Below are 25,559 nucleotides of genomic sequence, written 5' to 3'. Positions count from 1 at the left end.
CCCTTCCTCATGTGTGCGTCGACATACGGCGATGGGCCTCAGCCCACCGCGCGAACGGTGAACACCACGCCGACCGCGATCACGGACACGGCGGTGGCGAGCGGGAGATATCGCGACCACCACGAACCCCGCAGGTGCCGGGACGTGGGTCGCAGGCGGACCAGGACCAGGCCGGCGGCGGTCAACACGGCGGCCATGCCCAGTCCGTAGGCCAGCACGAGCAGGACGCCGAACACGGTGCGCCCGAGCGCGACGGCGCCCAACAGGACGACCAGCGCGGACGGGCTGGGCACCAGGCCGCCGACGACACCCATGCCGATCAGGACACCGCGCCCGGGGCGCGTACCGCGAACGGTCGGATCGGCTGGGGCGTGGGCGTGGGCGTGGGCGTGGGCGTGGGTGTGGGTGTGGGCGTCGGCGACGGTCGTTTGGTCGCGGGAATGCGAATGCGCGTGGGCGTGGGCGTGCGCACGTGTGTGGGAGTGGGAATGCGCGTGGGAGTGCCCACGGGCGTGTCCGTGTCCGCGGTACGCGTGCACGACCGCGCGATCGCCCCCGGCCCGACCCGCCCGCAGCGCGAATACCGCCGCGCGCAGCAGCCACACCCCGATGCCCGCCACGAGCAGCCCGCTCGCAGCCCCGAGCCACATCAACACTCGCTCGCCGGTCAGCGACGTCGACACGCTCAACAACGTCCCGACCACCAGCACCCCGGCCGTGTGTGTCAAGGTCACCGCGGCCCCCACCGTCACCGCGTCGCGCACTCCCTGACGACGCCCGTCCGCACCACGCGTGGCCAGGTACATCGCCATGATCGTCTTGCCGTGCCCGGGCAGGGCCGCGTGCGAGCCGCCCAGTACGAGTGCCAGCAGGACCGCGGCAACGCCCGCCCCCACGGTCAGGTGGTCCGCGCCCAGCACCGCGTCGAAGCGACGTTGCACACCCGCGTACGCCCCTTCGATCAGGTTCGGCGTCGATCGCCGCACGCCCGGCACGGGTGCATCCGTGCCAGGACGCACCCGCAGGTCCGCGCCGCGCACATCCGGCGGGGAGGAGAGCAAGTCCACCGGGTAGGAACGCAGTCCGCCACTCGTGCTGGTCCGGGGCACCGGGGAGGTGCCCAGCGCGACACCCTCGCCGGAGGCGGTGACCTCGTGCCACCCGGCCCGGCCCGGATGGTTGTCGTTCCGCACGGAGACCCTGGCGGGGCGGGACAGATCGGCCGCCGCGCCCAACCGACACTCCGTGCGCGTGGTCGACAGGCCCGCGGCGCCCGGCACCAGCTCGGCGCCCGCCCGCAGCACCGTCCAGGCCGCAGCCGGCCGCCCGTCGATCCACAGCCGCAACCCGTCGGCCAGACGCGGACATTCGGCGTCCGCGTGGGCCTGCAACTCGGCGGCCGAGACGTGTCCGTCGTGGTCGAGGTCGCGCCGTCCCGCCTCCTGGAGCGTGGGAATCTCCGCCTCGTCCACGAGCGCGAGGTCCTCCACCCGATCGGGACGCAGCGTCAACAGGTGGGCCTGATTGACGCTGATGTTCCCCAACGGGTGCGCCGACGCCCCGGGCGCTGCCCCGACGAGCACACCCATGGCGACCAACAGGGCCGCACACCCGGCAACCGCCCACCGCGCCCTCATCGCCCGCCTCCCGAGGTCCCGGAGGCCGCCGAGGTCCCCGTACGACCGGCGCCGGCCGTACCGCCGGCGTTCCCCGCGTCCGCCGCCTTCCCCGCATCCATCGACGCGGCAGCGCGGATCGCCGCCGCGTGGGCCAGTACGTCCGGATCACGCCACCCACCCGCCGTGGCCTCCGTCGCGTAGGGCAGCGCCGCGTCGGCGCGCCCCGCCCGATACAGCGCCCAGGCCAGCGCGTCCGCCGTGTGCACCGAACCTCGGCGGGCCCGCTCCGCCTCGGCGCGCCCGACCGCCTCGGCCGGATCGCCGTGGTCGGCCTCGAACACCGCCCGGGCCACGTCGTCCGTCGCGCCCTGCGCCTCCTGCACCGCGAACTGGGCCGCCACGAGCCGGAACTGCTCGCGGGCGAGCTCCGCCCTTCCGGCCCGCTCGGCCAACTCGCCGTAGCGGATCAGGTATTGGGCGATCGGCGCGGACGCGATCACCCGGTCGTACTCGGCGAGCGCCTCGTCCACGCGTCCCACGTCGGCCAACGCCGCGGCCCGCCCCGCACGCAAGGCCGGATCGCCCGGCGCCGTCCGCAGCCCCGCCTCGTAGGAGCCGAGTGCCCCGGCGGGATCCCCGTAACGGCGCGCCAGTTCGCCCTGCCACAACCGGCAGTACGCGACCTCGTCCCGAGTGAACGCGCCGTCGAGCGCCCGATCGAGCGCGGTGCGCGCGCCCTCCACGTCGCCACGCAGTTCCAGGTCGTAGGAGGCGCGGGTGAACGCGGCCACCGACGGGCGCAGGTCGAGCATGTGCTGGATCGCCTCGGTGGCGCCCTCGGTGTCGCCGAGTTGGGTGGCGGCGTCGGCCAGCGCCCCGTACGCGGGCGCGTGGTACGGATCGGCCTCGATCGCCCGGACCGCCGACTCCTTCCCGGCGGCGAAGTCGTGGCGGGCGTTCGCCAGCGCTGCGGACGCCACCAGCGCGGTCACCCGCGTCGGCGTCCCGGGCCCGGACAACGCCAGCGCCCGATCCAACGCCTGGCCCGCCCGGACGTACAACGACGCGTCGCCGGTGACCCGGGCCCGCTCCACGTACGCCCCACCCAGCGCGGCCAACGCCGCTGCGTCGTCCGGCACTTCACGCAACCGCGCCTGCGCGGCGGCGATCGGGTCGGCCGGTGACGCCGCCCGCGCCCCGACCGGGGAAGCCTGGCTTCCCCGGTCGGTGTCCAGTGAGCGCACGGCGACGGGAGCCGCGATCAGCACGATCCCCGCCACCGCACCCGCGCCCCACACTCGCAGCGTCGGCACGATTCACCCGCTCGGCGCGTCGACGGCACGGTTCACCGGCCAGTACTCCGGCAGCGCGACATAGGGGAACGTCGCCGCGAACGGCCGGTTCCCGGCGTCCACCATGTCCCCGCGCGCGAGCGCCGGCACCGGCCGGCCGGTGGCCACGGCCCCCTCCAGCGCCTGGAGTTCGATGTCCACGACGTCGTCGGTCAGCCGACGCCCATTGGGGAACCCGGCCAAGTCGCCACCGAGCACCCCGAGTCGGTTCGGCTTCGCGGTGGGCGGGATCGACATGTTCAGCCGCATCTCCTCCGCCGGCACGAACGTCTTCGGATCCACGTCCTTGTTCAGCAGTTGCGAGTTCAGGTCGACCTGGATGGGACCGTTGGTCGCCTTCGCGATGCCGGTCAGGAAGATCTCCACCAGGTCCGCGCGCGGGCCCTGCGGGGCCTTGATCCCGTAGATCTTCTCGATCAGCCCGGGTACCTCGGGCCGGTTCACCCGGTCGACGAGCTCGGGTACGGTCCGGTCCTGGTCCGGGGTCAGCGCGTTGAACCGGTTCTTCAGCCCGGCGGGCATCACGACCTCGTTCACCAGCGGATTGCCCAACCGCGACACCTGTACGTACCGGCCCCAGTCACGGTCCTTGCCGTCGGCCACCACCACGTTCATGCCGCGCCGCGACGTCGTGCTCCACACCCCCACGACCGGGTTGCGCCCGGGGTCGTTGCGCAACGCCAGTGCCGTCTTGGGGACTTGGAGTACCAATGTGTTCACGTTGTACCCGGCAACCGTGTCCTGCCCGACCTCCTTGAGGTTGCCGCCGTACAGCAGGTCGAAGACCCGCAGGTCCAGGAAGAACGGGTCCTCGGTCTGTCCCGCGAACACCCGCCCACCGCCCGGAAGATCGTGCAGCGCGGCGTCGCGCAGGCCCCTGTAGTCCGGCATCGACGCGGCACCCACCCGCGAGGGCGCCACGCGTCCCTGGTCCAGCAGCGTCCGCGCGTTCGTGCCGCGGATCTCCTGGAGTGTGTACCGCTGCCGGAACAGCAGGTTCTCGTCGTCCAGCGAGGTGACCGGCCCGTTGTTGTACAGGAAGGTGTCGTTGCCGCGCCGGTCCTCGTCGCGGAACGTCCAGCGGTAGGTGACGTCCGGCTTGCCGTCGCCGTCCGAGTCGATGTTGATCTCGTAACGCGCGTCGGTGGCGAACGGATGGAAGTTGGGGCCGCCGTTGGGCTCCTGGAACGGGACGACGTTGGCCACCAGCGTCACGGTGTCCGGACGGTCGGGGCTCACGAATGCGTACACGTCGGTGTTGTCCAGTTGCGGACCGGCCGCGATCAGCGGTGCCTCGCGATGGCTGGACGCCGTGGCCGGAGCGGCGTCGGTGAGCGCGACGCTGCCCGCCGCGAGCAGCGCGCCGACCGCGACCAGCGCCGCGGCGGACCGATGGCGGTGTATGTGGTGGTTCATGGCGGGGTTCCCCCTCGGCATCGCACGGCATGGCCTGCCGTGGCACCTCTGATTCGGTGTCGGCCGACCCGCGGTTTGCCCACGATTGCCGCGGAGGTGTAACAGCCTTGTCCCCGGCCGAGGTTCGCGCCGGGTTCCACCGACGACCCGGTGGCATGCGTATCGACGAGAGGCGTTCGGGCGCACACGCGGACGGGCCCGCGCACGTACGCCGTGCGCGGGCCCGTCCGGTGCGGGTCAGCGGCTTTTCGTCATGGAGGTCTCCGCATCCGCATTCGTCGTCCGTTTCGTCATGTCCCGATCCGCTCGTGCACGTTGGCGATCATGCGGCGCAGTACTTGCACGGTCAGGGCGTAGTCCTCGTCCGGGATGCCGGCGTGGATTCGCTCCCGGACCCGGGGCGCGATCGCCGCGAGACGGGCTCGGCCCGTGCGGCCGGCGGCGGTGAGGGTGAGTCGGCCGTCGTGGCCGGGTGTGATCCAGCCGCGATCGAGCAGGTCGTCGACGATCGTGGCGTAGGTGGACACATCGCCGACCTGGGGTGTCATGTACTCGCGCAGCGCCTCGGTCAGGGCTTCGCGGGTCAGACCGCCCTCGTCGGCGGCGAGCCGGTTCAGCGTCATCCAGTGCCGTTGGCTCAGGCCGAGCTTCGCGTGTTCGGCGTTGATGAAGGCGATGACCGCGGTGTGTGCCGCGCCGGTCCAGTACCCGGCGGGCTGATTGGCGAGTGTCTCGTCCATGGCGGCTCCGTTTCGGTATGTGCCGGTCGACGGCGTGCCCGGCCCGGCGACGGCGCGGGGGCCGCTCACCGAGGGGCCGTGACGTCTCGACCCCGGCGGGTGCCCCCGCCGGCGCGCCACATCGCCAGGGTCGTGGGGAGCGCGAGGACGGCGCCGGTGGTCAGCACGGCGGTCAGCGCGACATTGTTGGCGACGATGCCGCCGAACAGGGCGCCGAGCGCGATGGCCAGGTTGAACACGGACGTGTTCAGCGCGGTGGCCGCCTCGGTCGACTCCGGTGCCGACTTGAGGATCCAGGTCTGTACGCCGACCGGCACACCGCCGAAGGCCAGTCCCCAGACGATCATCAGGGCCGTGCCGCCGATCGGGGTGCGGCCGACGAGAGGGAAGATCGCCAGGACGGCGGTCAGTACGACGCTGATGGTGACGATGGTCACCCGGACGTCGCGGGCCGAGGCGGCACCCGCGAGGAAGTTGCCGGCGATGCCCGCGGCACCGAAGCCCAGCAGCAGCGGGCCGACCATGCCCTCGTCGATTCCCGACACGTCCTGTAGTACGGGGCTGACGAAGGTGAACGCGGCAAAGTGGCCGCTCACCAGCAGGAACGTGGCCAGGACGCCCGCCCGCACCACCGGATTGCGGAACTCCCGTGCCAGTGTCCTTAGTTGCACGGCCTGGCCGGCCGGCAACGGGGGCAACAGGACGAACAGGGCCACGAGGACGATCACCCCGAGCCCGGCGACGGCGACGAACGCGATCCGCCAGTCGCCGAGCCCGCCGATCAGCGTTCCGGCCGGTACACCGAGCACGTTGGCAGCCGTGGCGCCGCCGAAGACGATGGCGACCGCTCGGGGAACGGACCGCTCCGGGACCAGGCGCACGGCGAGCCCGGCCGCGAGGGCCCAGAACCCGCCGATGCTGATCCCGACGAGAAAGCGTGCGGCGAGCAGGATCGCGAAGTTGGGGGCGAGCGCGGACAGGACGTTGGCGGCCACCATCAGGACGATCAGACCGAGCAGCACGATCCGCCGGTCCAGGTGGCGGATCGCCACCGGCAGCAGCGGCGCCGTGGCGGAGGCGACCAGGCCGGGGACCGTCACCATCAGCCCGGCGGTGCCCTCCGAGACGTGCAGCGACGAGCCGATGAAGGGAAGCAGCCCCACGGGCAGGGATTCGACGGTGACCAGGGCGAAGGTGCCGACCGCCATCGCCGCGACGGCGAGCCACCTGCGCAAGGGCACACGCTCGTTGTCCCGAGGGGCGGGGGTGGGTGTCTCGGGCCTGTCGACGGCGATGTCGACGCCGACATCGACGGCGGTCATCGGGCCACCCCGATCGACCGGTGCGCGGGGGTCGGGAAAACGTCCCGGGGGACGGTGCCGCCGGTGGTTTGCGGGTTCATGCGTTGTCTTCCTGATGATCGTGCGGACATCGGGTGGTTGTGCGGGCACGCAGGACATGGCTCCGCGAAAAAGGGAGGGGGATCGGCGTGACCCGGCAACGTCCTCCCGGGCGGGCCCGGAGCCGGAAGGCGTGCATGTCCACCCTGCTGGGCACCGTCGGCGTCGACAAGGTGAGATAGTGGGTCGATCATTTAGCCGGATTCAACGATGGGGCGCGTCGATGCTCGAGCGGGTGGAGTTGGAGGCCTTCCTGACGCTGGCCGAGGAACTGCACTTCGGCCGCACCGCCGAACGCCTGCACCTGAGCACCGGCCGGATCAGCCAGACGATCCAGAGGCTGGAACGCCGGATCGGGACCCCGCTGTTCGAACGCACCAGCCGGAACGTCCGGCTGACCGCGGCCGGTCGGCAACTCCACGACGACCTGTTGCCGGTGTACCGGGAACTGGAGGCCGGGCTGCAGAAGGCGATCGACGCCGCGAAGGGCGTCGAGCACGTGCTGCGGGTCGGGTTCCTGGGGCCCGCGGTGGGACAACTCACGCTCCACGCCGCCCGGTTGTACGCCGAGCGGCTGCCCGGCTGCCGGGTGCAACCCAGGGAGTTGCAGATCTTCGACGCGCTCCCTCGGCTGCGCGACGGTGACGTGGACCTGGTGATCGTGACCCTGCCGCATCAGGAGCCGGGCATGGTCAACGGTCCGGTCCTGTTCTCCGAGCACCGCATGTTGGCCGTGTCCTCGACCCATGCCCTGGCCGGTCGCGACACGGTCTCCATGGAGGATCTCGCCGCCGTCAAGCTGTTGCGGGCGGGGCGAACCGCGCCCGACTACTGGCGCGCGGAACGCACACCCCCGCGGACCCCGTCGGGCGTACCGATCGAAGCCGGCCCTCGCTTCGAAACCCTCCAGGAGGCCCTGGCCCTGATCGGCGCCGGCGAAGGCGCCTTCGTGGTCGGCGCCCAGGTCACCCGCTACTACGCCCGCGCCGACGTCGCCTACATCCCGTTCCGTGACGCCCCACCGCTGGAATGGATCCCCACCTGGCTCGGCGTCACCCCGACGAGCAACATCCATGCCTTCAGCCAGGCCGCCAGGGACGCCGCCGGCCTGCTCCACCTCGCCGCCGTCACCACCGACCTCGGCACCTGACTCCGGTCCGGGAGCACGGAGGCGGCCGCGTGCTCCGGCGGGGGCGGGCGGGGGCCTGCTCGCGGCGGGGGCGGGGTGGATCGCGTAGCGTCCCGGCCATGTCGGTGGAGCGAGACTGGTGGTACGAGGGGGAGGCGACGCACGCCGGCGTGGCGGCGGCCTTTCGCGCCGTCCGGCCCGGTGATGCCGAGGCGTTGAAGGACCGACTGCGGGCGGAGTGCACGCGGTTGTTGGGCAAGGCGCACCGAGCGCCGCCCGCGCTCGTGGACGTGGTGCTCGCATCGGGCGACGTGGAACTGCAACTTGCGTTGGCGGAGGCGGAGTTCGCCGGGACGGCGGCGCTGTGCGCGCTCGCCCGGCTGGGTCGGCCCGAGTTGGGCCGCGCGCTGTGCACATTCCGGCGCAACGACTGGGATCGGGCCGAGGTGATGGCGGCGGTAATGGCCGCGGCCGACCCGACCGATCCGGGTTGGCGCGCGCCGGACGGACTCGTCCCTTGGCTCGTCGAGGGGGACCACGTCTTCCGGCACGAACTCCTGTACACCCCGTTCGGCGAGGTCCTCGCGGCCACGCTGGTGCGGATCGGCTCGCGAATGCCACCCGATCTGCTGCTCGACCGCGTGCGCGGGCTGCGCGAGCTGGTCGGTCCGGCCGAGTTCGCGGACTTCGTGCGCCGCGCGCGGGAGGAAGAGGACGAGCTGGGGCACCCCGGACTGCTCGCCCGGATCGACGAGGAGCCGGCCGGCCCACCGGGCCCCACGGGCCTGTGGCTACTGGCGACCGGGCGGGCCCGTACCGAGCGCGGCTCGACGGTGATCGACTGGGACCTGGTCCGAGCCGAACAGGTACGCAACCCGTTGCCGGCGCCTGTCCTCACCCGACTGGTGATGGAACCCGACTGCCCCGAAGACCTCGTGCGCGAGGCGTACCGGCACGATCGCGCGGGCACCGCCCGGCTCGCCCACCGGCTGCCGGACGACCTGTCGGTGGATCCCGAACTCGAGCACGACCCCAAGTGGTGGCCGGAGTTCATCCGCCGTCGACAACGATGCGGTTGGTTGTCCGCCGAGCGCGTCCTCGCCGAGATCGCGCCCGCGGTCGACGCCCTGCGGTGCCTGGACGCGGACGAGCCCGGGAATCGGAGGGCGATCGCCGAACTGGTCGCGCCGCTGGGAGCGGACCGCGCGGCGTGGGCGGCCGTATACACCCGACTGGGCGCGTACGGGGGATCGTCGGCCGCGCTCGTGACCGATGTCCTGGCGGCACGCACCGTGAGCGGGGCGGGGCCGGACGACATCGCGCGGGGCGACGTCGTACCGGTCGGCGTCACCCCGGATCATCTCGCACGGGACGCGACCCATGCCGGGTCGCCCGGGTCGCCCGCGTCGGCCGACGCGGCGCGGGCGGGATTCCTGACGCTCTTTCGGGCCGCGCCGCAGCACGTTCGCGACGCCCTCGTGCCCGACCTCGACCTGCCCACGCTGCGCGACGTCCTCGCGTCACCGTCGACGAACGCCGCCACCCGCGCCCGGATCACCGCCGTACACGGGAGGCGGGTGTACCTCGCGCGAGCCATGTGTGCCGAGCAAGTGCCGGAATCCGTCGAGGAGTTGCTGGACCTCGACGACCCCGACGTCAACGCCGTGCTGTTTCGGGACGCGCCGCTGACGGACGCCCAGCGCGTACGCGTCCTGGCCGGTGTGGACCGCCACGGCGAGCGCGGCGCGGTGCCGACGACCGACGACCTGTTGGAAACCCTGAGCCGGCTGAGCCTGATCGAGCGCAAAAGGCACCTGATGACCGGCCTGTTCTCCGGGGACCCCCGAGTGGTCCGGCTGATCCTGCGCCGCACCCGGGTGCACACCGCGGCCGCGGCGAGCCGGATGCTGGTCGCGATCTGGGAACGCGGCGGTGCGGACGCGGTGCGTGCGCTGCTGGACGACGTCACCCCGCCGGCGCGGCAGGGGAGAACTGCGGCTCCTCCCTTCGACGCCGAGGTGGCCCGGTACGTGCGCGAGGCGCTCGCCGAACCCGACGGTCTCGATCGCATGCGTCGGTACGCCGCGACCGCCGGGGATCCGGCGCACGTGGTCGCGGAGATTCGCCGGGGCAGCGATGCGATCAGGTACCTGACCCACGAGGGCATACCGATCCCCTGGCCGGAACTGGTCGCGGCGCGCGCGGTCCGACCGCTGACCCTCGGCCCCGTCGACGCTCTGGTCCAGCGGCCGGACTGTCCCCGCGAAATCCTGCTCGACGGCCTGCGATTCCGGCCGAACGCCTACACCGGAAGGGCGTCCTGGGTCCGGGACTCCATCGAGCGCGGCACCCTCACCGTGCGCGACATCAGCGCCCACTGCGCACCGGCCGGAATGGCGCTGATGCTCACGATGGGCGTGCCGATCACCAAGGATCCGCAGGAGCACGAACGATGGATCGTCCGGGACCTGCGCGCGGCCGGCGCGATCGACCGACTGGGCGACTCGGTGCAGACCTGGACGATCGCCATCCGCATGCTGCCCGAGTTCCCCGGCACGCTCCTCGAACTGCTCGACACGGTCGCGGCGATCGTCGCGGTAGGGCAATGACGTGACCCGTCGGGGCGCGGCGGCGCGGCGGGTGCGACGCCGGTCGTGGTCACGCCCTCGCGGGTGTCGGGCTCCAGCGGGGGTCGCGGCCGGTGCGCGAGAGCAGGTCGTCGAACGGCGAGGCGTTCTCGGCGGTCGGGACGGGCTCGGCGAAGACCTTCATCTCGCGCGCGGTCACGGCCATCGTGTCGACGAGTTCGTGCAACGCGGGGATCACCCGCGGGGGTGGTGTGTACTCCCGGCCGGTGGCGCGGGCGAGATCCCACGCGTGCACGGTCAAATCGAGGAGCGCCATGCACCCCACGATCCGCGCGGGCAAGCCCATGCCACCCGACATACCCTCCTCGGCACCGGGTGCCGCCCACGCCGCGACGAGCCGGGTCGTCTCGACCTCGAAGCCGGCCCGCCAATCGCCGACCAGGAAGTCGGGAGTCGTGGAGAAGTCCACCGATTCCTTGGCGGCCAGGGCCTGGAAGTTCACGACCACCTGGTAGAGGTGATTCAGCAGGTCGCGCACCTGGTAGTCGGCGCAGGGCGTGGGCAGGCGCAACTCCTCGTCGGTGATCGCGCCGATCACCGCGACCGCCTCGCGGGAGGCGTGCCGGAGAAGCTCACTGATCGTTTCGGTCATGTGTGAACCCTAGACACGGGCCTGCCGGCACGGATTGAACAAACGCGACACGCGGCGGCGTCGCCGCGGCCGGCCGACGGCGTCGGCCGGTACGCCCTCCCGGCGAGCGTCCCGCGCCGGCGGGGCGGCCCGGACGCCCGATCGTCACCGGGAGTTCACTCGCGCGCGTATCCCGTGACGGTGCTTCGGCCGTAACGTACCCACTGGTAACGCCAGTCGCATGCGGCGGTTCCGGCCGTCGCCGGAAGGGAGTACGACATGGATCGGCGTACATTCCTGCGGGGCACCACCGTCGGAACGGGCGGGCTGGTGCTCGGTGGCTCGCTGTGGGCGTCCGCCGCACACGCGGGCCCCGCGCAGCCGGGCACCGGACCCTACGGCGCGCTCTCGCTGCCGGACGCCAACGGCGTACGGCTGCCGGCCGGGTTCACCTCGCGCGTGGTGGCCAAGAGCGGACGGTTGGTCACGGGAACCACCCACCTGTGGCACGGAGCGCCGGACGGCGGCGCCTGCTTCCGGGACGGAACCGGGTGGATCTACGTCTCCAACTCCGAACTCCCGCTGGTGGGCGGGGTCTCGGCGCTGCGCTTCGCCGCGGACGGGAACATCGTCGGCGCCTATTCCATCCTCGGCGGCTCGAACGTGAACTGCGCGGGAGGGGCCACACCGTGGGGAACGTGGCTCTCGTGTGAGGAGATCGCGTTCGGGAGGGTGTGGGAGACCGACCCGTACGGCCGCACCGGAGCGGTCAAGCGCGACGCCATGGGGCGCTTCAAGCACGAGGCCGCCGCCGCAGACCCGGACCGACGCGTGATCTACCTGACCGAGGACGAATCCGACGGCTGCTTCTACCGATTCACCCCCGACACATGGGGCGACCTCTCGCGCGGACGCCTGGAGGTGCTGTGCGCCCCGGCCGCACCGGTGGCCGGTCCGGTGACCTGGCGGACCGTACCCCGACCCGGCGACTGGCTTGCCGGAACGCGCAACCAGGTCGCCGAGGCGCGCCGCTTCAAGGGCGGCGAGGGCGTGCACTATCGGGACGGGCGGGTGTGGTTCACCACCAAGGGCGACAACCGGGTGTGGGTGTACGACGCGGCGACGAGCGTGCTGGACATCGCGTACGACGACGACCTGGTGCCTGCCGGGTCCGCGCCGCTGACCGGGGTGGACAACATCACCGGGCGGCCCAACGGCGACCTGTTCGTCGCCGAGGACGGCGGCGACCTGCAGATCTGCCTGATCACCCCGGACGACACGGTCGCGCCGTTCCTCCAGGTGACCGGCCACGACGGCTCCGAGATCACCGGCCCGGCGTTCTCCCCCGACGGGCGGCGGCTGTACTTCTCCTCGCAGCGCGGCACCTCCAACTCCCCGGCGGCCGGAGTGACGTTCGAGGTGACGGGGCCCTTCCGCGACGCGGGTTGACGCCGGTGGTGCGGGGCTCCTCGGCCCCGAAGCGGGGATGGGCGGGCGGGCGAGCCCGGAGAGGCCGCCGCCGCCCGTCCCCGCTGCCGTCACCGGTGTTGCGGACCCGAGGGCGGACGACGTTCGCGAGGTCGGGGATGGTGAACCCATTCAGCGAGGCCGGCCGGCGGTGCGGGTGGGCACAGGGTGGAGATCGGGCGCAGTGCAGGGGCGGTAGTAGCGCTTCGTTTCTACGTCCCTCGTAGTACGCGACGTCAAGCCCTGCGGGGGAGTCGTGACGGCGATCCGGCCGCAATACTTTCTAGAGTCAGACCCATACACCAAACTTTCGCGGACCCCGGGTCGGTGGAGCATTCACCGCCCAGTCAGGAGACTCGCCGCATGCAGCATCCGCACCGTCGGCCCGGCACCCACGACGACCGTCCGGTGGACCGCCGACGTCCGTCGACTGCCCGGTCGTTCGGCGGACGCTGTCCGGCCTGACCCGGATCCGCCCCGTTCCACGCCCGACCCGATCGCTTCACCGACACGTGGCACCTCCTCCGGTGGGTGTGCCGCGCCCGGACTCCCGCCCGACGTGGTGAGTCCTCCCTTGCCTTGACCCCTCGTACCGCAGTTCCCGGCACGTCCGTATGCCTTGCCTCGGCGCGCCGACACTTCCGCGTTCCGCCCGACCGGCGATGCCTGCCGCCCCGGGCCGGGCCCGCGGGCCGTTGTCGACCCCTCGACCGACCCGGAGATCCGTTTCCATGGCTACCTTCCTGTATCGACTCGGGCGCTTGACGTTCCGCCGGAGGCGACTCGCGCTGCTGATCTGGGTGGCGATCCTCGTCGCCGTCGGCGTGGGCGCCGCATCCGCCTCCAAGCCCGCCGCCAAGCCGTTCTCGATCCCCGGGATCGAGGCACAGAAGGCCCTCGACCTGCTCGAGGAGCGCAGTCCGGACTCCGGAGGTGGCGGGGCCACCGCACGCATCGTCTTCCGAGCCCCCGACGGGCAGCGGATCGATGCCCCGCAGAACAAGGCCGGCGTCGAGAAGACGATGGGCGCACTGCGCGGCACCCAGGAGATCGCCGACGCCTCCGACCCGTTCTCGGCCGCGACGCTGAGCGCCGACGGGCGGACCGCGTACGCGACGGTGGACTACCTGGTCGGGGCCGACCTGCTCAAGGACTCGTCCCGCGACATCCTCAAGGGCGCCGTGAAGCAGGGCCAGAGCGCGGGGCTGACCGTCGAGGTGGGCGGCGACGCGCTGGTCGCCGAGTCGAGCGTCGGCAACGGCGAGATCATCGGTGTGGGGGTCGCGGCCGTCGTGCTCGCGATCACCTTCGGCGCGATGATCGCCGCCGGGCTGCCGCTGCTCACCGCGATCCTCGGGGTCGGCATCGGCATAGCCGGGATCACCGCGGTGGCCGGCATCTTCGACCTCTCCGAGAGCACGTCCACGCTGGCGATGATGATCGGTCTCGCGGTCGGTATCGACTACGCGCTGTTCATCGTCTCCCGATACCGCACCGAGCTGAGGCTGGGGCGTGAACCGGAGGAGGCCGCCGGGCGGGCCGTGGGCACCGCGGGTTCGGCGGTCGTCTTCGCCGGGCTCACCGTCGTCATCGCGCTGTCCGGCCTGGCCGTGGTGAACATCCCCGTGCTCACCGAGATGGGTCTGGCCGCGGCCTTCACCGTCGTGATCGCCGTGCTCGTGGCGCTGACCTTCGTGCCGGCGCTGCTGGGCTTCGCCGGCAAGCGCATCTTCGGCCGCAAGGACCGCAAGCGCGCGGCCAAGCACGAGGCCGGTCTCGGTCACGGTAACGAGAAGCCGAACATGGGCTCGCGTTGGGCCCGCTTCGTTCTGCGCCACCCGGTGGCCGTACTGCTGTTCTCCGTGGTCGGGCTCGGCGCCGTCGCGCTGCCCGCGGCGAGCATGAACCTCGGTCTGCCGGACGACAGCGCGCAGCCGACCAGCACCACGCAGCGCCAGGCGTACGACATGCTCGCCGAGAGCTTCGGCCCCGGGTTCAACGGTCCGCTGATGCTGGTCGTGGACACCGCCAAGAGCAAGGACAGCCCGGCCGCCGCCGAGGCGGTCCGCCGTCAGGTGGAGACCCTCAAGGGCAAGGGCGTCGCGTCCGTCGGTGCCGTCGCCTTCAACGACGCCGGCAACCTGGCCACCATCCAGGTCACGCCGACGACCAAGCCGAGCGACCCGAAGACCGAGACGCTCGTTCACGACATCCGCTCCACCGTCAGGACGGCCGACTCGGCGAGCGGGTCGAAGACGCTGGTCAGCGGTACCCCCGCGCTGAACATCGACTTCTCGCAGAAGCTCAACGACGCGCTGCTCCCGTACCTGATCCTCGTGGTCGGGCTCGCCTTCCTGCTGCTGATCGCGGTGTTCCGGTCGATCCTGGTGCCGCTCAAGGCGGCCCTCGGATTCCTGTTGTCGGTCGCCGCGGCGCTCGGCTCGGTGGTCATGGTCTTCCAGTACGGCTGGCTGAACGAACTGTTCGGTGTCGAACAGACCGGCCCGATCATGAGCATGATGCCGATCTTCCTGATCGGCGTGGTGTTCGGCCTGGCGATGGACTACGAGGTCTTCCTCGTCACCGGAATGCGTGAGGCGTTCGTGCACGGCGAGAGCCCGCGCGAGTCGATCGTCAGCGGCTTCAAGCACGGCGCACGCGTGGTCACCGCCGCGGCGATCATCATGATCGCGGTCTTCGCCGGCTTCATCGGGGCCACCGACTCGATGATCAAGATGATCGGTTTCGGCCTCGCCGCGGCCGTGTTCCTGGACGCCTTCGTGGTACGCATGGCGGTCGTCCCGGCCGTGCTCGCCCTGCTGGGCAAGTCCGCGTGGTGGCTGCCGAAGTGGCTCGACCGCATCCTGCCGAACGTCGACGTGGAGGGCGAGAGCCTGCGGAAGCACATCGACGCCCGGGCCGCGGGCAACGCCGGGGAGGAAGTACCGGGCCCCGACCTGGTCAAGGTCCACTGACGGGCCCTCGAGGTGACCGACTGACGGGAACCCCGAGGTGACCGACACCCGCCGTGCCGCCGATGGGCAGCGCGGCGGGTGTCCGTGGTTCGAGGGAGTTATTGCTTATAACGAACGGCAAGTCATTTAAGGAGGCTTGGCGGTGTGATCCCTCGGATCCGATGCGGCGGGGCGGTGGCGCCCGTCGTTTTCCACCTTTTAAGCCACCGGACTCTGTACCGGCGAGGCGACGCGGGGTTCACTCGGAGTATGGCCCGGTCGGCACGTCCCGACGCCCGGTGCCCGCACCGAACGGACAGGAGAAGCCTCATGGTTCGACCCCTGATCCTCACCCGCAGGGCCCCCGCGCCCGCCCCTGCCCCCGCCGACGGCGAGCACCGCCGGCCTCTGCCCGAGCACCGCTTCGATCCCGACCTCGGCCTCAACGTCGTCGCCGACGGAACACCGCTGATCCACACGGCCGACCCCGCCGCGATGGCGAACTACACCGGCACCCAGGAAGCCGGTCGCTGGAAGAAGGACGACTGACGACGCGCGCGTGATCGGCGTGCGCCCGACCGAAGTCGCCTCCGTGGCGACGGCTCGGCGGCCACGCCGACCACGCGCGCACCCGCGAGGATGTGACGATGGACCCGTTGCTCGCCGCCGCCCTGCGCCACCTGGGCATCGAGGACCCCCCACGCCCGCTCACCCAGGACCACACCACCGCCTGGCGTGCCGGGCAATGGAAGATCAAGACGGCGACCGAACCCGCCGACGCCGCACCGCTGTTGCACGAGGCCCGCGCCGTCGCACTCCTCCACGCCCGAGGTCTGCATCCCGTCGACGCCACCAGCGGACGCCTCGCCCAAGGCGTGTGGACCGCGATCCCCTGGCGTCCGGGCACCACCCTGTGGGACTGGGGCCTGGCCGCCCGCGAAATCCCGTCACCCGAGCACGCGCGGCGGCTCCGCGGCATCGGCCGCCACGCGTTCGCCGCCCTGCACCGACTCCACGCCGCGGGATGGCGCCACGGCGACATACAACCGGCCAACATCCTCGTCACCCCCGACGGCGCGATCGAGTTCATCGACCACGACCTCACCCACCACCGCGACCTCCCCCTGCCGGGCCCCTACCGAGGCGGCATGGACCAATCCACCGCCCCCGAGATCGCCCGCGAACTCCTCGGCACCGAACCCGACGTCGACATCACCCTCACCACCGAGGCCGAGATCTACAGCCTCGGCGCGTCCCTGCGCTGGGCCTGGACCGGCCACGCCCCCGCCACCACCCGCCTGCTCGGCCCCGACGTCACCCCCCGGGACATCCTCGAGGACATCGCCACAGGGCGACACCGCCCACCCCTGTCTCCCGAACTGCCCTGGGCCGACCCCGAACTGGAGAAGCTGATCGCGGCGACGACGATCCCGGATCCGAGCCGACGAAGCACAGGTGGCTTTTCCACCGAAGATCCCCGGGCGGTGAAGCCGTCTCCCCGGCACTGACGGCCTGACCGGCCACGCTTGCCCGCCCGCGCTCCCACCTGCATGCCTGTCCGTCGACCCGTCGACCCGTCGACCCGTCGACCCGCCCTACCGACTCCGAACGGGCTCCGTCGGAGTCGGTAGGGCGGGTCGGTCTCGGGTCCGTGGGTGGGGTTGTCGTGCCGATTCGGCCCGTCGCGGGCCGAGGGGCGGCTCTCCGGTCGGGCCCGGGGTGGTGGGCGGGACGGATCGAGTGAAACTCGTGGGTGATTTCGCGGGAAGGCGTGTCGGCACGTCCGGACGGCTCGTTTGTCCTTGCGACATGATCGCCCCGAGTGCAGGGAAGCCATGACCTTCGGCAGAGAAGAGCCGTCTTTCGTCGCGGCACGAGACAACGACACGAGTTCGCGGATCCGTTTCGGCGCGGAACGGCGATACCCGAGGTGGGTCGTACCCACGACGTTCTTCGGCTTCTGCGCCGTCGAGTGCGCGGGGGGCCGGCCTGCGCCGACGGTCGCATGGGGGCGACGATGAAGGCTGCCGTCCCGGCGTCGGGTGAGCGGGACCCGGGGTCGAGTGAAGGGGCGGCGGCCGAGGTCGCCGCGGTTCCGTCGCAGGGTGCGCAGAGGCCGGTGGCGAGCGGGCGGAACGCGATCGAGGTGCTGCGCGCCCACGCCGACCATCCGAGTGCCTTCCTGGCGGTCAATTCCCGGACCCGGCACTACTACGGGAGCGGCGTTCCCGGGCTCGTCGCCTTTCGGCCGGGGTACCCGCATCACATCCAGTTCGCCGGACCTTTCGCGGCGCCCGCGGACCGAGGACGCCTGCTGGACGAGTATCTGCATATGCTCGGCCACGGCCCGGGCCGGCCGAAGTCACTGACCGCGGTTCAGCTTCGCTCCCACGACATCGCCGTCTACGCCGACCGCGGATTCGTGATCAACCAGCTCGGTGTCTCCTACGGCATCGACCTGTCCCGCTTCACGCTGCGCGGTAAGGCCCTGGCCAAGGTCCGCCAGAACGTCTCCCGGGCCCGGCGGGAGGGGGTCACCGTCACGGAGGTGGAATCCGAAGCCCTGCCCGATCGACGCACCCTGGACGACATCGACCGGGAGTGGTTGCGCGACAAGGGCCGCTACGTGCGGCAATTGGCGTTCATGGTCGGCGAACACGGCGGGATCGGCCGGACGCTGCGTCGTACGTTCGTGGCGCGCCACCGCGGGACGACCGTCGCCTACATCACGTACGCGCCGGCCTGGGGGAGTCGACCGGGGTGGTTGTGCGATCTGTCCCGCCGTCGTCCACAAGCCCCGGTCGGCACACACGAGTTGATCAACCTCACGGCGTTGAGTCGTTTCACCGAGGAGGGGGCGGGCTGGCTGCATCTCGGGCTCGCACCGTTCGTCGGGCTGGCGGACGAGCACGAACCGCCCTGTGCCTCCGGTCTTCTCGGATGGGCGATCCGGCAGGGGGCGAGACCCGGGCGCGAGCTCTACCCGGCGAGGACGCAGGCGGCCTTCAAACTCAAGTGGGCACCGCACGTGTGTGAACCCGAGTACCTGGCTTTCCAGGATCGTGTTCGTGTGGCGGCGGTGTGGCGTCTGCTGCGGGCAACCCGGGTGTTGTGATCGGTTGTCCGTGACGTCTCGGTGGGTTCGCGGCGGCGTGGGCCCACCGGCGCCGCCCTCGCGCGATCGGAACGAGGTGCCGTGTGCCGGCCCCGGCCCGGATCGACGCGAATTCGCTGTTCCACATCCTGGTCACGGCCGAGTTCAAGGTCGACCACGAGTACCAAGTCACCGTGCACGGCCTGGAATCGGAGATCGGCACGGGCGTGGACCCGGAACACGACACTCTTCGCTTCCCACCGCGGGCACCCGTGATCGAGGGTTGGCGCGGACGTCGGCGGGTTCGGGGGGACCACGCCCTCCAGGGGCGATGTCGCACCGGCCGGATCGATCGGGCCGACCCGACGGGTCAGCGCTGGATTCTCGGCCCCGAGCCCGTCGACCCGCGCACGATGAGTTCGGGGCGGAAGACGAACTCCGACCGAGGCGCCGGGATGCCGGCCAACTCGTCGAAGAGCGCGCGGACCGCCGCCAGTCCGATGGCCTGCACCGGCTGGCGGATGGTGGTCAGCGGCGGGTCGGTGTACGCGATGAACGGCGAGTCGTCGAAGCCGATCACCGAGACGTCGTGCGGGACCGAGAGGCCGCGCTCGCGAATCGTGGTGATCGCGCCCAGGGCCATCACGTCGCTCCCGCAGACCAGGGCGGTGGCGTTCCGGTCGAGCAGCGTCCGGGCGCCGGCGGCACCACCCTCGAAGGAGAAGATGGTGTTCTCCAGAAGCGCGTCGTCCTCGTCGGTGCCCAGGAGCTCGGCCATCGTCCGCAGGAAGCCCTCGGCCTTGCGGATGACCGGCACGAATCGGCGCGGCCCGGACAGCAGGCCTATTCGCTCGTGCCCGAGCTCGACGAGGTGGCTGACCGCGAGCCGCATCGCGAGCCGGTCGTCGGTGGAGAGAAAAGGCGCGTCCACGCCCTCCGCGTAGCCGTTGATCATCACCATCGGCACGTTCTCGGCCGACAACTTCGTGTAGCGCTCGATACCCGCCGTGGTGTCGGCGTGCATGCCGGAGACGAAGATGATCCCGGAGACCCCGCGCTCGATGAGCAGGTGCGTGAACTCGTCCTCGGTCGCCCCACCGGGGGTCTGCGTGCACAGCACCGGGGTGAACTCGCGCTGGGTCAGCGCGCTTTCGATGACCTGCGCGAACGCGGGAAAGATCGGGTTGTCGAGCTCTGGCGTGATCAGCCCCACGAGGCCGGCGCTGCGCCGGCGCAACCGGGTCGGCCGCTCGTAGCCCAGCAGGTCCAAGGCGGCCAGGACGACTCGCCGGGTGGCCGCGGACACGCCGGGCTTGCCGTTGAGGACGCGACTGACCGTGGCCTCGCTCACACCTGCCTGAGCAGCGATGTCGGAAAGCCTGGGGGTCATGGGAGATGACTCTAGTTGACCGGACGAAGGGAAAGTCATGTCGGGGAAATCCTCCTGCTGCGACACAGGTGACGGGTCGTCAGCACGCTGCGGGGCGAAGGGTGGGACGCCGCCCGCGAAGGCGGAGCGGATCGTTACCGGCGGCGGACCGGGTGTAACGCGGCCCGCCCCGGACGATCATCGCGACGAACGGAAAAGGTACGGCCGGGCGCCGTCGGGCCGGCCCGCCGAGGTCACCGTCGGCGGCGCCGTGCCCGCACACGGCGCCGCCGAGCGGTGCACGGCTCACTCGGCCGTCCGCTCCCACCACACCGCGGTGTCGGCCGGCAGCAGCACGCCGCCCGCTTCGGCCGCGACCAGGGGCGCACCGGCGAGCAGTTGCCGGCCGTACGCGGGGATCGTCACCGGCGCGTCGCCGAAGTTGACCACGCACACGAACTCGGCGCCGCGCTCGAAGGCGAGGCAGCCGTCCGGCGCGTCGATCCAGCGCAGTGTTCCGCCGCCCAGCCCCGGCAGGGCGCGGCGCAGGCGCAGGGCCTCGCGGTACAACTCCAGCATCGAGTCGGGTCGGCCGCGCTGGGCCTGCACGCTCAGCCCCTGCCAGTCGGCCGGTACCGGCAGCCAGCTTTCGCGCGACCCGGGCGGACCGAAGCCGAAGGGCGCCTCGGCGCCGTCCCACGGGATCGGCACCCGGCAGCCGTCGCGACCGCGGTCGGTGTGGCCGGACCGTTCCCACTGCGGGTCCTGGAGGACCTCGTCGGGCAGGTCGGTGACCTCGGGAAGGCCGAGTTCCTCGCCCTGGTAGAGGTAGGCGGAGCCGGGCAGCGCGAGGGTGAGCAGCACCGCGGCGCGGGCCCGGGCCTGCCCGAGCGGCCCGCCGCCGTACCGGGTGACGTGCCGTTGCACGTCGTGATTGGAGAGCACCCAGGTGGCGGGCGCGCCGACGTCCGCGACGGCGGCGAGCGAGTCGTCGACCACCGCGCGGAAGGCCGGCGCCGACCAATCGGTGCCCAGGTAGTGGAAGTTGAAGGCCTGGTGCAACTCGTCCGGGCGCAGGTACAGCGCGAGCCGCGCGGCATCGGGCACCCATGCCTCGGCGACCGCGACCCGATCGCCGGGGTAGGTGTCGAGCAGGGCCCGCCAGTCGCGGTAGATCTCGTGTACCTCGTCGCGGTCGAAGTACGGCAGGGCCTGCGTGCCGAGCAGGGAGATCTGCCGGTCGTGCCCGATGTCGGCGAGGGTGGGTTCCTTGAACATGCCGTGTGCGACGTCGATCCGGAAACCGTCCACGCCGAGGTTGAGCCAGAAGGCGAGGATGTCCAGGAACTCGGCGCGGACCTCGGGGTGGTGCCAGTTGAGGTCGGGCTGTTCGGGGGCGAACAGGTGCAGGTACCAGGAGCCGTCGGGCAGCCGGGTCCAGGCCGGGCCGCCGAAGACGGACTCCCAGTCGTTGGGCGGGAGTTCGCCGTCCGCGCCCCGACCGTCGCGGAACATGTAGCGCTCGCGCGCGGCGTCGCCCGGTGCGGCGGCGAGGGCCTCGCGGAACCAGGCGTGTCGGTCCGAGGTGTGGTTGGGCACGATGTCGACGATCACCCGCAGACCCAGTGCGTGCGCCTCGCGTACCAGGGCGTCGATGTCGCCGAGCGTGCCCAGGGTCGGGTCGACCGCCCGGTAGTCGGCGACATCGTAACCGCCGTCGGCCATCGGCGACGCGTAGAAGGGAGTGATCCACAGTGCGTCCACGCCCAGGTCGCGCAGGTAGGGCAGCCGGGTGCGGATGCCCAGCAGGTCGCCCACGCCGTCGCCGTTGCCGTCGGCGAAGCTGCGCACGTACACCTGGTAGATGACCGCGTCCCGCCACCAGGGCTCGGGGTTGTCCCGGGTCCGCGATGGCTCGGGGAGAGTCAGGGGGAGGTTCATGGCTGTCCTGTCGTCCTGTCGTACGGTCGGCTCACGGTGCGTTGCGGTGCGGTGTGTCGCGGTGCGACGCGGTGCGATGCGGTGAGGTGCGAAGGGATGGTGTCCGGGCGCGGCCGGTTCCGAGTGCCCGGTGTCGGGGTCAGGATTTGGTCCCGCCCGCGGTGAGGCCGGAGACCAGGTGTCGCTGGACGAAGAAGAAGACCAGCGCCGCGGGAATGGTGATGAGTACCGAGGCCGCGGTCATCAGGCCCCACTCGCTCTTGAACTGGCCCACCCAGGTGCTCAGGCCGACCGCGAGGGTGTAGTGCTTGCGGTCGTTCATGAAGGTCGTCGCGTAGGCGACCTCGCCCCACGCGGTGAGGAAGCTGTAGAACGCGGTCACCGCGAGGCCGGGCCGGGCCAGCGGCATGATCAGCCGCCAGAACGTGCCGAACGGGGTCAGTCCGTCGACCCGTCCCGCCTCGTCGATCTCGCGCGGGATCGTGTCGAAGTAGCTCTTGAGCATCCAGGCGCAGAACGGCACGGCCACCGTGCAGTAGGCGAGGATCAGGCTGCCGTAGGTGTTGATCAGGTGCAGCTTCGCCATGATCGTGTACATCGGCACGATGAGCACGGCCACCGGGAACATCTGCACGACCAGGAAGGCCCACATCAGCGGTTTGTGGCCGGGGAATCGCATCCGGGACAGGGCGTAGCCGGCGCTCGCGGCGATGAACACGCCGAGCAGCGTGGTGCCGAGCGCGACGACGATCGAGTTGCCGAACCAGCGCACGAACGAGCCGTCGGAGAGCACGTCTCGGTAGTTGTCCAGGGACAACCCGGCGAAGCTGCCCGGCTTTTGCCAGTCGTCGCCCGGCTTGAGCGAGGTCAGCGCAACCCACAGGACCGGGAAGATCCCGATCGCGCTCGCGATCAGGAGGGCGGTGTGCAGCGCGATGGAGGCGAGTCGGCCGCGTTCGCCGCGGGCCCGCCTGCGCGGCCGTGCGGTGGGTCGCCGGCCGGGGATGGTGGGCTCGGCCCGGGCGGTTCGGGGTGTGCTGGTCGTGGTCATGCCGCCTGCCCCTTGCGGTCGAGGGTGCGACGGTAGGCGGTCGCGAACAGGATGAGCATCGACAGGATGATCGCCCCGTAGGTCGCGGCCCCGGCGTAGTCGCGGATGTTGGCGAACCCGAGCTTGTAGGCGAACGTCACCAGGATCTCCGTGGAGCCGAACGGCCCGCCCTCGGTGACCAGGTAGATGACGGCGAACTGGTTGAACGTCCAGATCACGCCGAGCAGGATGATCGTCGCGCTGATCGGGCGCAGGCCGGGCAGGGTGACGTAGCGGAAGCGTTGCCAGGGCGTGGCCCCGTCCATCTCGGCGGCCTCGTACTGCTCCTGGGGGATCGACTGGAGTCCGCCCAGGATCGCCACCATGTTGAACGGCACGCCGATCCAGACGTTGACCATGATCACGGCGATCTTGGCCGTGGTCGGCTGCCCGAGCCAGTCGACGGGGTCCATGCCCGCGCCGCCGAGGATCGAGTTGATCACGCCGTTGTCCTTGTTGAGCATCAGCCGCCACGCGAACGCGGAGACGAACGCGGGCACCGCCCACGGGACGACGAGCATGATCCGGTACATCCCGCTGAACCGGACCTTGCGGTTGAGCAGCACCGCGAGGCCCAGGCCGAGCGTGTAGTGCAGGACGACGCAGGAGACCGTCCAGATCATCGTCCATTGCAGCTTCGGGTAGAAGTTGCCGTCGCTGCCGGAGAGCACGTTGCGGTAGTTCTTCAGGCCCACCCACTCGTAGGTGGCGGGGATGTGGTTGACCCCGATCGTGCGGCCCATGTTGGCCTCGTTGATGTCGGTCAACGAGTAGTAGAGCCCGCGGACGAGCGGGTATCCCACCAGCACACCCAGGACCAGGACGACCGGGAGCACCATGGCCCAGGCGTACCAGTGCGAGTCGTACGACCTGCGCAACCGGCGCAGGATCCGACGGAAGCGGCCCGCGGCGGGTTTGCGCGGTGTCTTGCCTTCGGGGACGGAGGGCGACCCGGGGGACTCCGGTGCCTCGATGGTGGTGGTCATGATGGTCCTGCCTCGTAGCCTGCGACCGCACCGTCCGTGTTCCTGACGCAGCGTCAGCCACGGTGCGGTGCCTGGGGGTTGGGGCGGGTGGGCGCGGGGATCGAGCACGCGCCCACCCGTTCGACGTGCGCGGACCGCCGGACGTACGCGGAGGTCGGACTCGCCGGTCGGGACGTCGGGGGTCGGACTCGCCGGTCGGACGCGGGGTCGGATGCGCCGGTCGGACGCGGCGGTCCGGGCGTCTCCTCGGCCCGGGTGCGGGTGTGAGGAGACGCCCGTCGTCGCTACTTGAAGTCGGGCAGGATGCCCCGGGCCGCCTTGGCGACGTCGTCGAGACCGGCCTTGGTCGAGACCTGACCGCTGTAGATCTTCTCCATCGTCGTGTCCATCGGGTCGAACAGGTCGCTCGCGCGGGCCAGGGGCGGTCCCGGCACGGCGGTGTCGAGCGCGGCGCGGAAGGCGGTGATGGTGGGATCGGAGGAGACCGTGCCCATCGAGTACGCCTCGGTCCTGGTGGGCAAAACGTGGTTCTTCTCCGCCGTGAACGCCTGGTTCTCCGGCCGGGTGAGGAACTCGACGAACAGGTAGGACGCGTCGAGGTTCTTCGAGCCCGCGTAGACGACCAGGTTGTGGCCGCCGGTGGGGGAGCCCGCCTTGCCCGTGCTGCCTGCGGGGACCGGGGCGATGCCCAGGTTGGCCTTGTCCGCGAACGCCGGACCCTTGAGGTCGTCGCCGATCGACCAGGGGCCGTTGATCATCATGGCCAGCTTGCCCTCCTTGAACATGGCCTGCATGTTCGAGTAGGCATCCTTGGTCACGTCGGTGACCGCCGCGCCGGAGTCGATCAGGTCCTTGCCGATGCCGATGGCCTTCTGCGCCTTGTCGTCGTTGACGGTGATCTTCTTCGCCTGCACGTCGACCAGCCCACCGCCCTCGCCGTAGATGAGCGGCAGCGCGTAGAAGCCCTGCGGCTTCATGAACACGCCCGCGTTCCCGGTCTTGGCCTTGACCGCGAGCCCCGCGGCCTTGACCTCGTCCCACGTGGCCGGCGGCTTGGTGATGCCGGCCTTCGCGAGCAGTTCCTTGTTGTAGAGCAGCGCGAGGGTGTCCGTCACGAGCGGGACGCCGTAGGTCTTCTGCTTGTACTGGGTGCTTGCGAACGAGCTGGGCAGGAAGCCCTCCCGGCGGTTCAGCGCGGGCGTGCCTTCGAGCGGCTGGAGGTACCCCAGCTCGGCGAAGGCCGGGTTCCAGCCGACGTCGGAGCGCAGCACGTCCGGTGCGCCGGTGCCGCCCTGGGCCGCGGTCTTGAACTTGTCGCGGGCGTCGTCGAACGGGACGTTCTCGTACTTGATCTTGATCTTGGGGTACGCCGCCTCGAACTTGGCTATCAGTTCCTTGTAGGCGGGCGCCTCGCTGGTGGAGTCGGAGGTGTCCCACCAGGTCACCGTGCCGGACACCGCCGCGGGGTCCTTGGCCGCCGCGGGCTGTCCGCCCTTGGCGCCGCCGTCGTCACCGCCACATGCGGTGAGCGTGAGCGTGAGCGCCGCGGCTGCGGCCGCCGCGGAAATGCTCCGTCGCATCTGCACTCCTCGGGAATGGGTCCGGCCACCGGGGCATCGGACCGTCCGTTGGCCGGGGCGGCCACCGGACTGCGGGAAGGAACGTAGCAACGGGAGGTCCTCCAGTGGAAGAGCTTGCAAGATATTTCCGCAACGGTTTGCGGATTGCCATCGGGTGAACGCGCCGAGTGCGGGGAAGGTCGTGTGGGCGGCTCGATGTCTGG

The 25,559-nt window shown here is 71.2% G+C and carries 18 protein-coding genes; 7 read left to right on the top strand and 11 right to left on the bottom strand.

Going from position 1 to position 25,559, the window contains the following annotated elements:
• Positions 1 to 38: 38 nt before the first annotated feature.
• The 5 genes from ACIRL2_RS19525 to ACIRL2_RS19505 form a co-directional block, all read right to left on the bottom strand.
• Positions 39 to 1,637 (bottom strand): nickel transporter, encoded by a 1,599-nt coding sequence (locus ACIRL2_RS19525; protein WP_402233634.1) that lies wholly within the window; start codon positions 1,635 to 1,637, stop codon positions 39 to 41.
• Positions 1,634 to 2,932 (bottom strand): tetratricopeptide repeat protein, encoded by a 1,299-nt coding sequence (locus ACIRL2_RS19520; protein ID WP_395860475.1) that lies wholly within the window; start codon positions 2,930 to 2,932, stop codon positions 1,634 to 1,636. The genes ACIRL2_RS19525 and ACIRL2_RS19520 overlap by 4 nt, the downstream gene beginning before the upstream one ends.
• A 3-nt stretch (positions 2,933 to 2,935) precedes the next feature.
• On the bottom strand, positions 2,936 to 4,387 hold the full coding sequence (locus tag ACIRL2_RS19515; RefSeq protein WP_402233632.1) for a DUF4331 domain-containing protein: 1,452 nt from the start codon (positions 4,385 to 4,387) through the stop codon (positions 2,936 to 2,938).
• A 290-nt stretch (positions 4,388 to 4,677) separates the two neighbouring features.
• Positions 4,678 to 5,127: a MarR family winged helix-turn-helix transcriptional regulator gene (locus ACIRL2_RS19510; protein WP_395860471.1), complete on the bottom strand. Its 450-nt coding sequence runs from the start codon at positions 5,125 to 5,127 to the stop codon at positions 4,678 to 4,680.
• A gap of 65 nt (positions 5,128 to 5,192) precedes the next feature.
• A complete protein-coding gene (locus tag ACIRL2_RS19505) occupies positions 5,193 to 6,449 on the bottom strand; it encodes an MFS transporter (RefSeq protein ID WP_402233629.1) in 1,257 nt (418 codons plus the stop codon).
• 301 nt (positions 6,450 to 6,750) lie between these two features.
• Here ACIRL2_RS19505 and ACIRL2_RS19500 point away from each other — a divergent pair, with 301 nt between their 5' ends.
• Together ACIRL2_RS19500 and ACIRL2_RS19495 are read left to right on the top strand one after the other, a co-directional pair.
• On the top strand, positions 6,751 to 7,677 hold the full coding sequence (locus tag ACIRL2_RS19500) for a LysR family transcriptional regulator (protein WP_402233627.1): 927 nt from the start codon (positions 6,751 to 6,753) through the stop codon (positions 7,675 to 7,677).
• A gap of 98 nt (positions 7,678 to 7,775) precedes the next feature.
• Positions 7,776 to 10,265 carry a hypothetical protein gene (locus tag ACIRL2_RS19495; RefSeq protein ID WP_402233624.1) on the top strand — a complete coding sequence of 830 codons (2,490 nt, stop codon included), beginning with the start codon at positions 7,776 to 7,778 and terminating at the stop codon, positions 10,263 to 10,265.
• A 49-nt stretch (positions 10,266 to 10,314) separates the two neighbouring features.
• Here ACIRL2_RS19495 and ACIRL2_RS19490 read toward each other — a convergent pair whose 3' ends face one another.
• On the bottom strand, positions 10,315 to 10,896 hold the full coding sequence (locus ACIRL2_RS19490; RefSeq protein ID WP_402233621.1) for a TIGR03086 family metal-binding protein: 582 nt from the start codon (positions 10,894 to 10,896) through the stop codon (positions 10,315 to 10,317).
• A 258-nt stretch (positions 10,897 to 11,154) separates the two neighbouring features.
• On the opposite strand from ACIRL2_RS19490, the gene ACIRL2_RS19485 reads away from it, so the two are divergent.
• From ACIRL2_RS19485 to ACIRL2_RS19465, 5 genes are all read left to right on the top strand, one after another.
• Positions 11,155 to 12,324, top strand: coding sequence for an alkaline phosphatase PhoX (locus ACIRL2_RS19485; protein ID WP_395860462.1), 1,170 nt, complete (start codon positions 11,155 to 11,157; stop codon positions 12,322 to 12,324).
• A 749-nt stretch (positions 12,325 to 13,073) separates the two neighbouring features.
• Positions 13,074 to 15,317: an MMPL family transporter gene (locus ACIRL2_RS19480; protein ID WP_402233618.1), complete on the top strand. Its 2,244-nt coding sequence runs from the start codon at positions 13,074 to 13,076 to the stop codon at positions 15,315 to 15,317.
• A 309-nt stretch (positions 15,318 to 15,626) separates the two neighbouring features.
• The gene (locus ACIRL2_RS19475) at positions 15,627 to 15,845 is read left to right on the top strand and encodes a hypothetical protein (RefSeq protein WP_395860458.1); all 219 of its coding nucleotides are present in this window, start codon (positions 15,627 to 15,629) and stop codon (positions 15,843 to 15,845) included.
• Positions 15,846 to 15,943: 98 nt separating this feature from the next.
• On the top strand, positions 15,944 to 16,804 hold the full coding sequence (locus tag ACIRL2_RS19470; RefSeq protein ID WP_402233614.1) for a hypothetical protein: 861 nt from the start codon (positions 15,944 to 15,946) through the stop codon (positions 16,802 to 16,804).
• 611 nt (positions 16,805 to 17,415) lie between these two features.
• Positions 17,416 to 18,411 carry a phosphatidylglycerol lysyltransferase domain-containing protein gene (locus ACIRL2_RS19465; protein WP_395860454.1) on the top strand — a complete coding sequence of 332 codons (996 nt, stop codon included), beginning with the start codon at positions 17,416 to 17,418 and terminating at the stop codon, positions 18,409 to 18,411.
• Between the two features lie 349 nt (positions 18,412 to 18,760).
• Here the strand turns inward: ACIRL2_RS19465 and ACIRL2_RS19460 are convergent, their stop codons facing one another.
• The 5 genes from ACIRL2_RS19460 to ACIRL2_RS19440 all read right to left on the bottom strand — a co-directional run bounded on the left by ACIRL2_RS19460 (position 18,761) and on the right by ACIRL2_RS19440 (position 25,356).
• A complete protein-coding gene (locus tag ACIRL2_RS19460; RefSeq protein ID WP_395860452.1) occupies positions 18,761 to 19,780 on the bottom strand; it encodes a LacI family DNA-binding transcriptional regulator in 1,020 nt (339 codons plus the stop codon).
• A 285-nt stretch (positions 19,781 to 20,065) separates the two neighbouring features.
• Positions 20,066 to 21,700 carry a glycoside hydrolase family 13 protein gene (locus ACIRL2_RS19455; protein WP_395860449.1) on the bottom strand — a complete coding sequence of 545 codons (1,635 nt, stop codon included), beginning with the start codon at positions 21,698 to 21,700 and terminating at the stop codon, positions 20,066 to 20,068.
• A 139-nt stretch (positions 21,701 to 21,839) separates the two neighbouring features.
• A complete protein-coding gene (locus tag ACIRL2_RS19450) occupies positions 21,840 to 22,751 on the bottom strand; it encodes a sugar ABC transporter permease (RefSeq protein ID WP_395860446.1) in 912 nt (303 codons plus the stop codon).
• On the bottom strand, positions 22,748 to 23,776 hold the full coding sequence (locus ACIRL2_RS19445; protein ID WP_395860444.1) for a carbohydrate ABC transporter permease: 1,029 nt from the start codon (positions 23,774 to 23,776) through the stop codon (positions 22,748 to 22,750). The genes ACIRL2_RS19450 and ACIRL2_RS19445 overlap by 4 nt, the downstream gene beginning before the upstream one ends.
• A 284-nt stretch (positions 23,777 to 24,060) precedes the next feature.
• Positions 24,061 to 25,356: an extracellular solute-binding protein gene (locus tag ACIRL2_RS19440; protein WP_395860442.1), complete on the bottom strand. Its 1,296-nt coding sequence runs from the start codon at positions 25,354 to 25,356 to the stop codon at positions 24,061 to 24,063.
• Positions 25,357 to 25,559: the final 203 nt, after the last annotated feature.

Source organism: Embleya sp. NPDC127516 (assembly GCF_044765325.1).
In the GTDB taxonomy this organism is placed as follows: domain Bacteria; phylum Actinomycetota; class Actinomycetes; order Streptomycetales; family Streptomycetaceae; genus Embleya.
The sequence above is the reverse complement of the archived record's forward strand: the minus strand, read 5'-3'. Positions and strand labels throughout refer to the sequence as shown.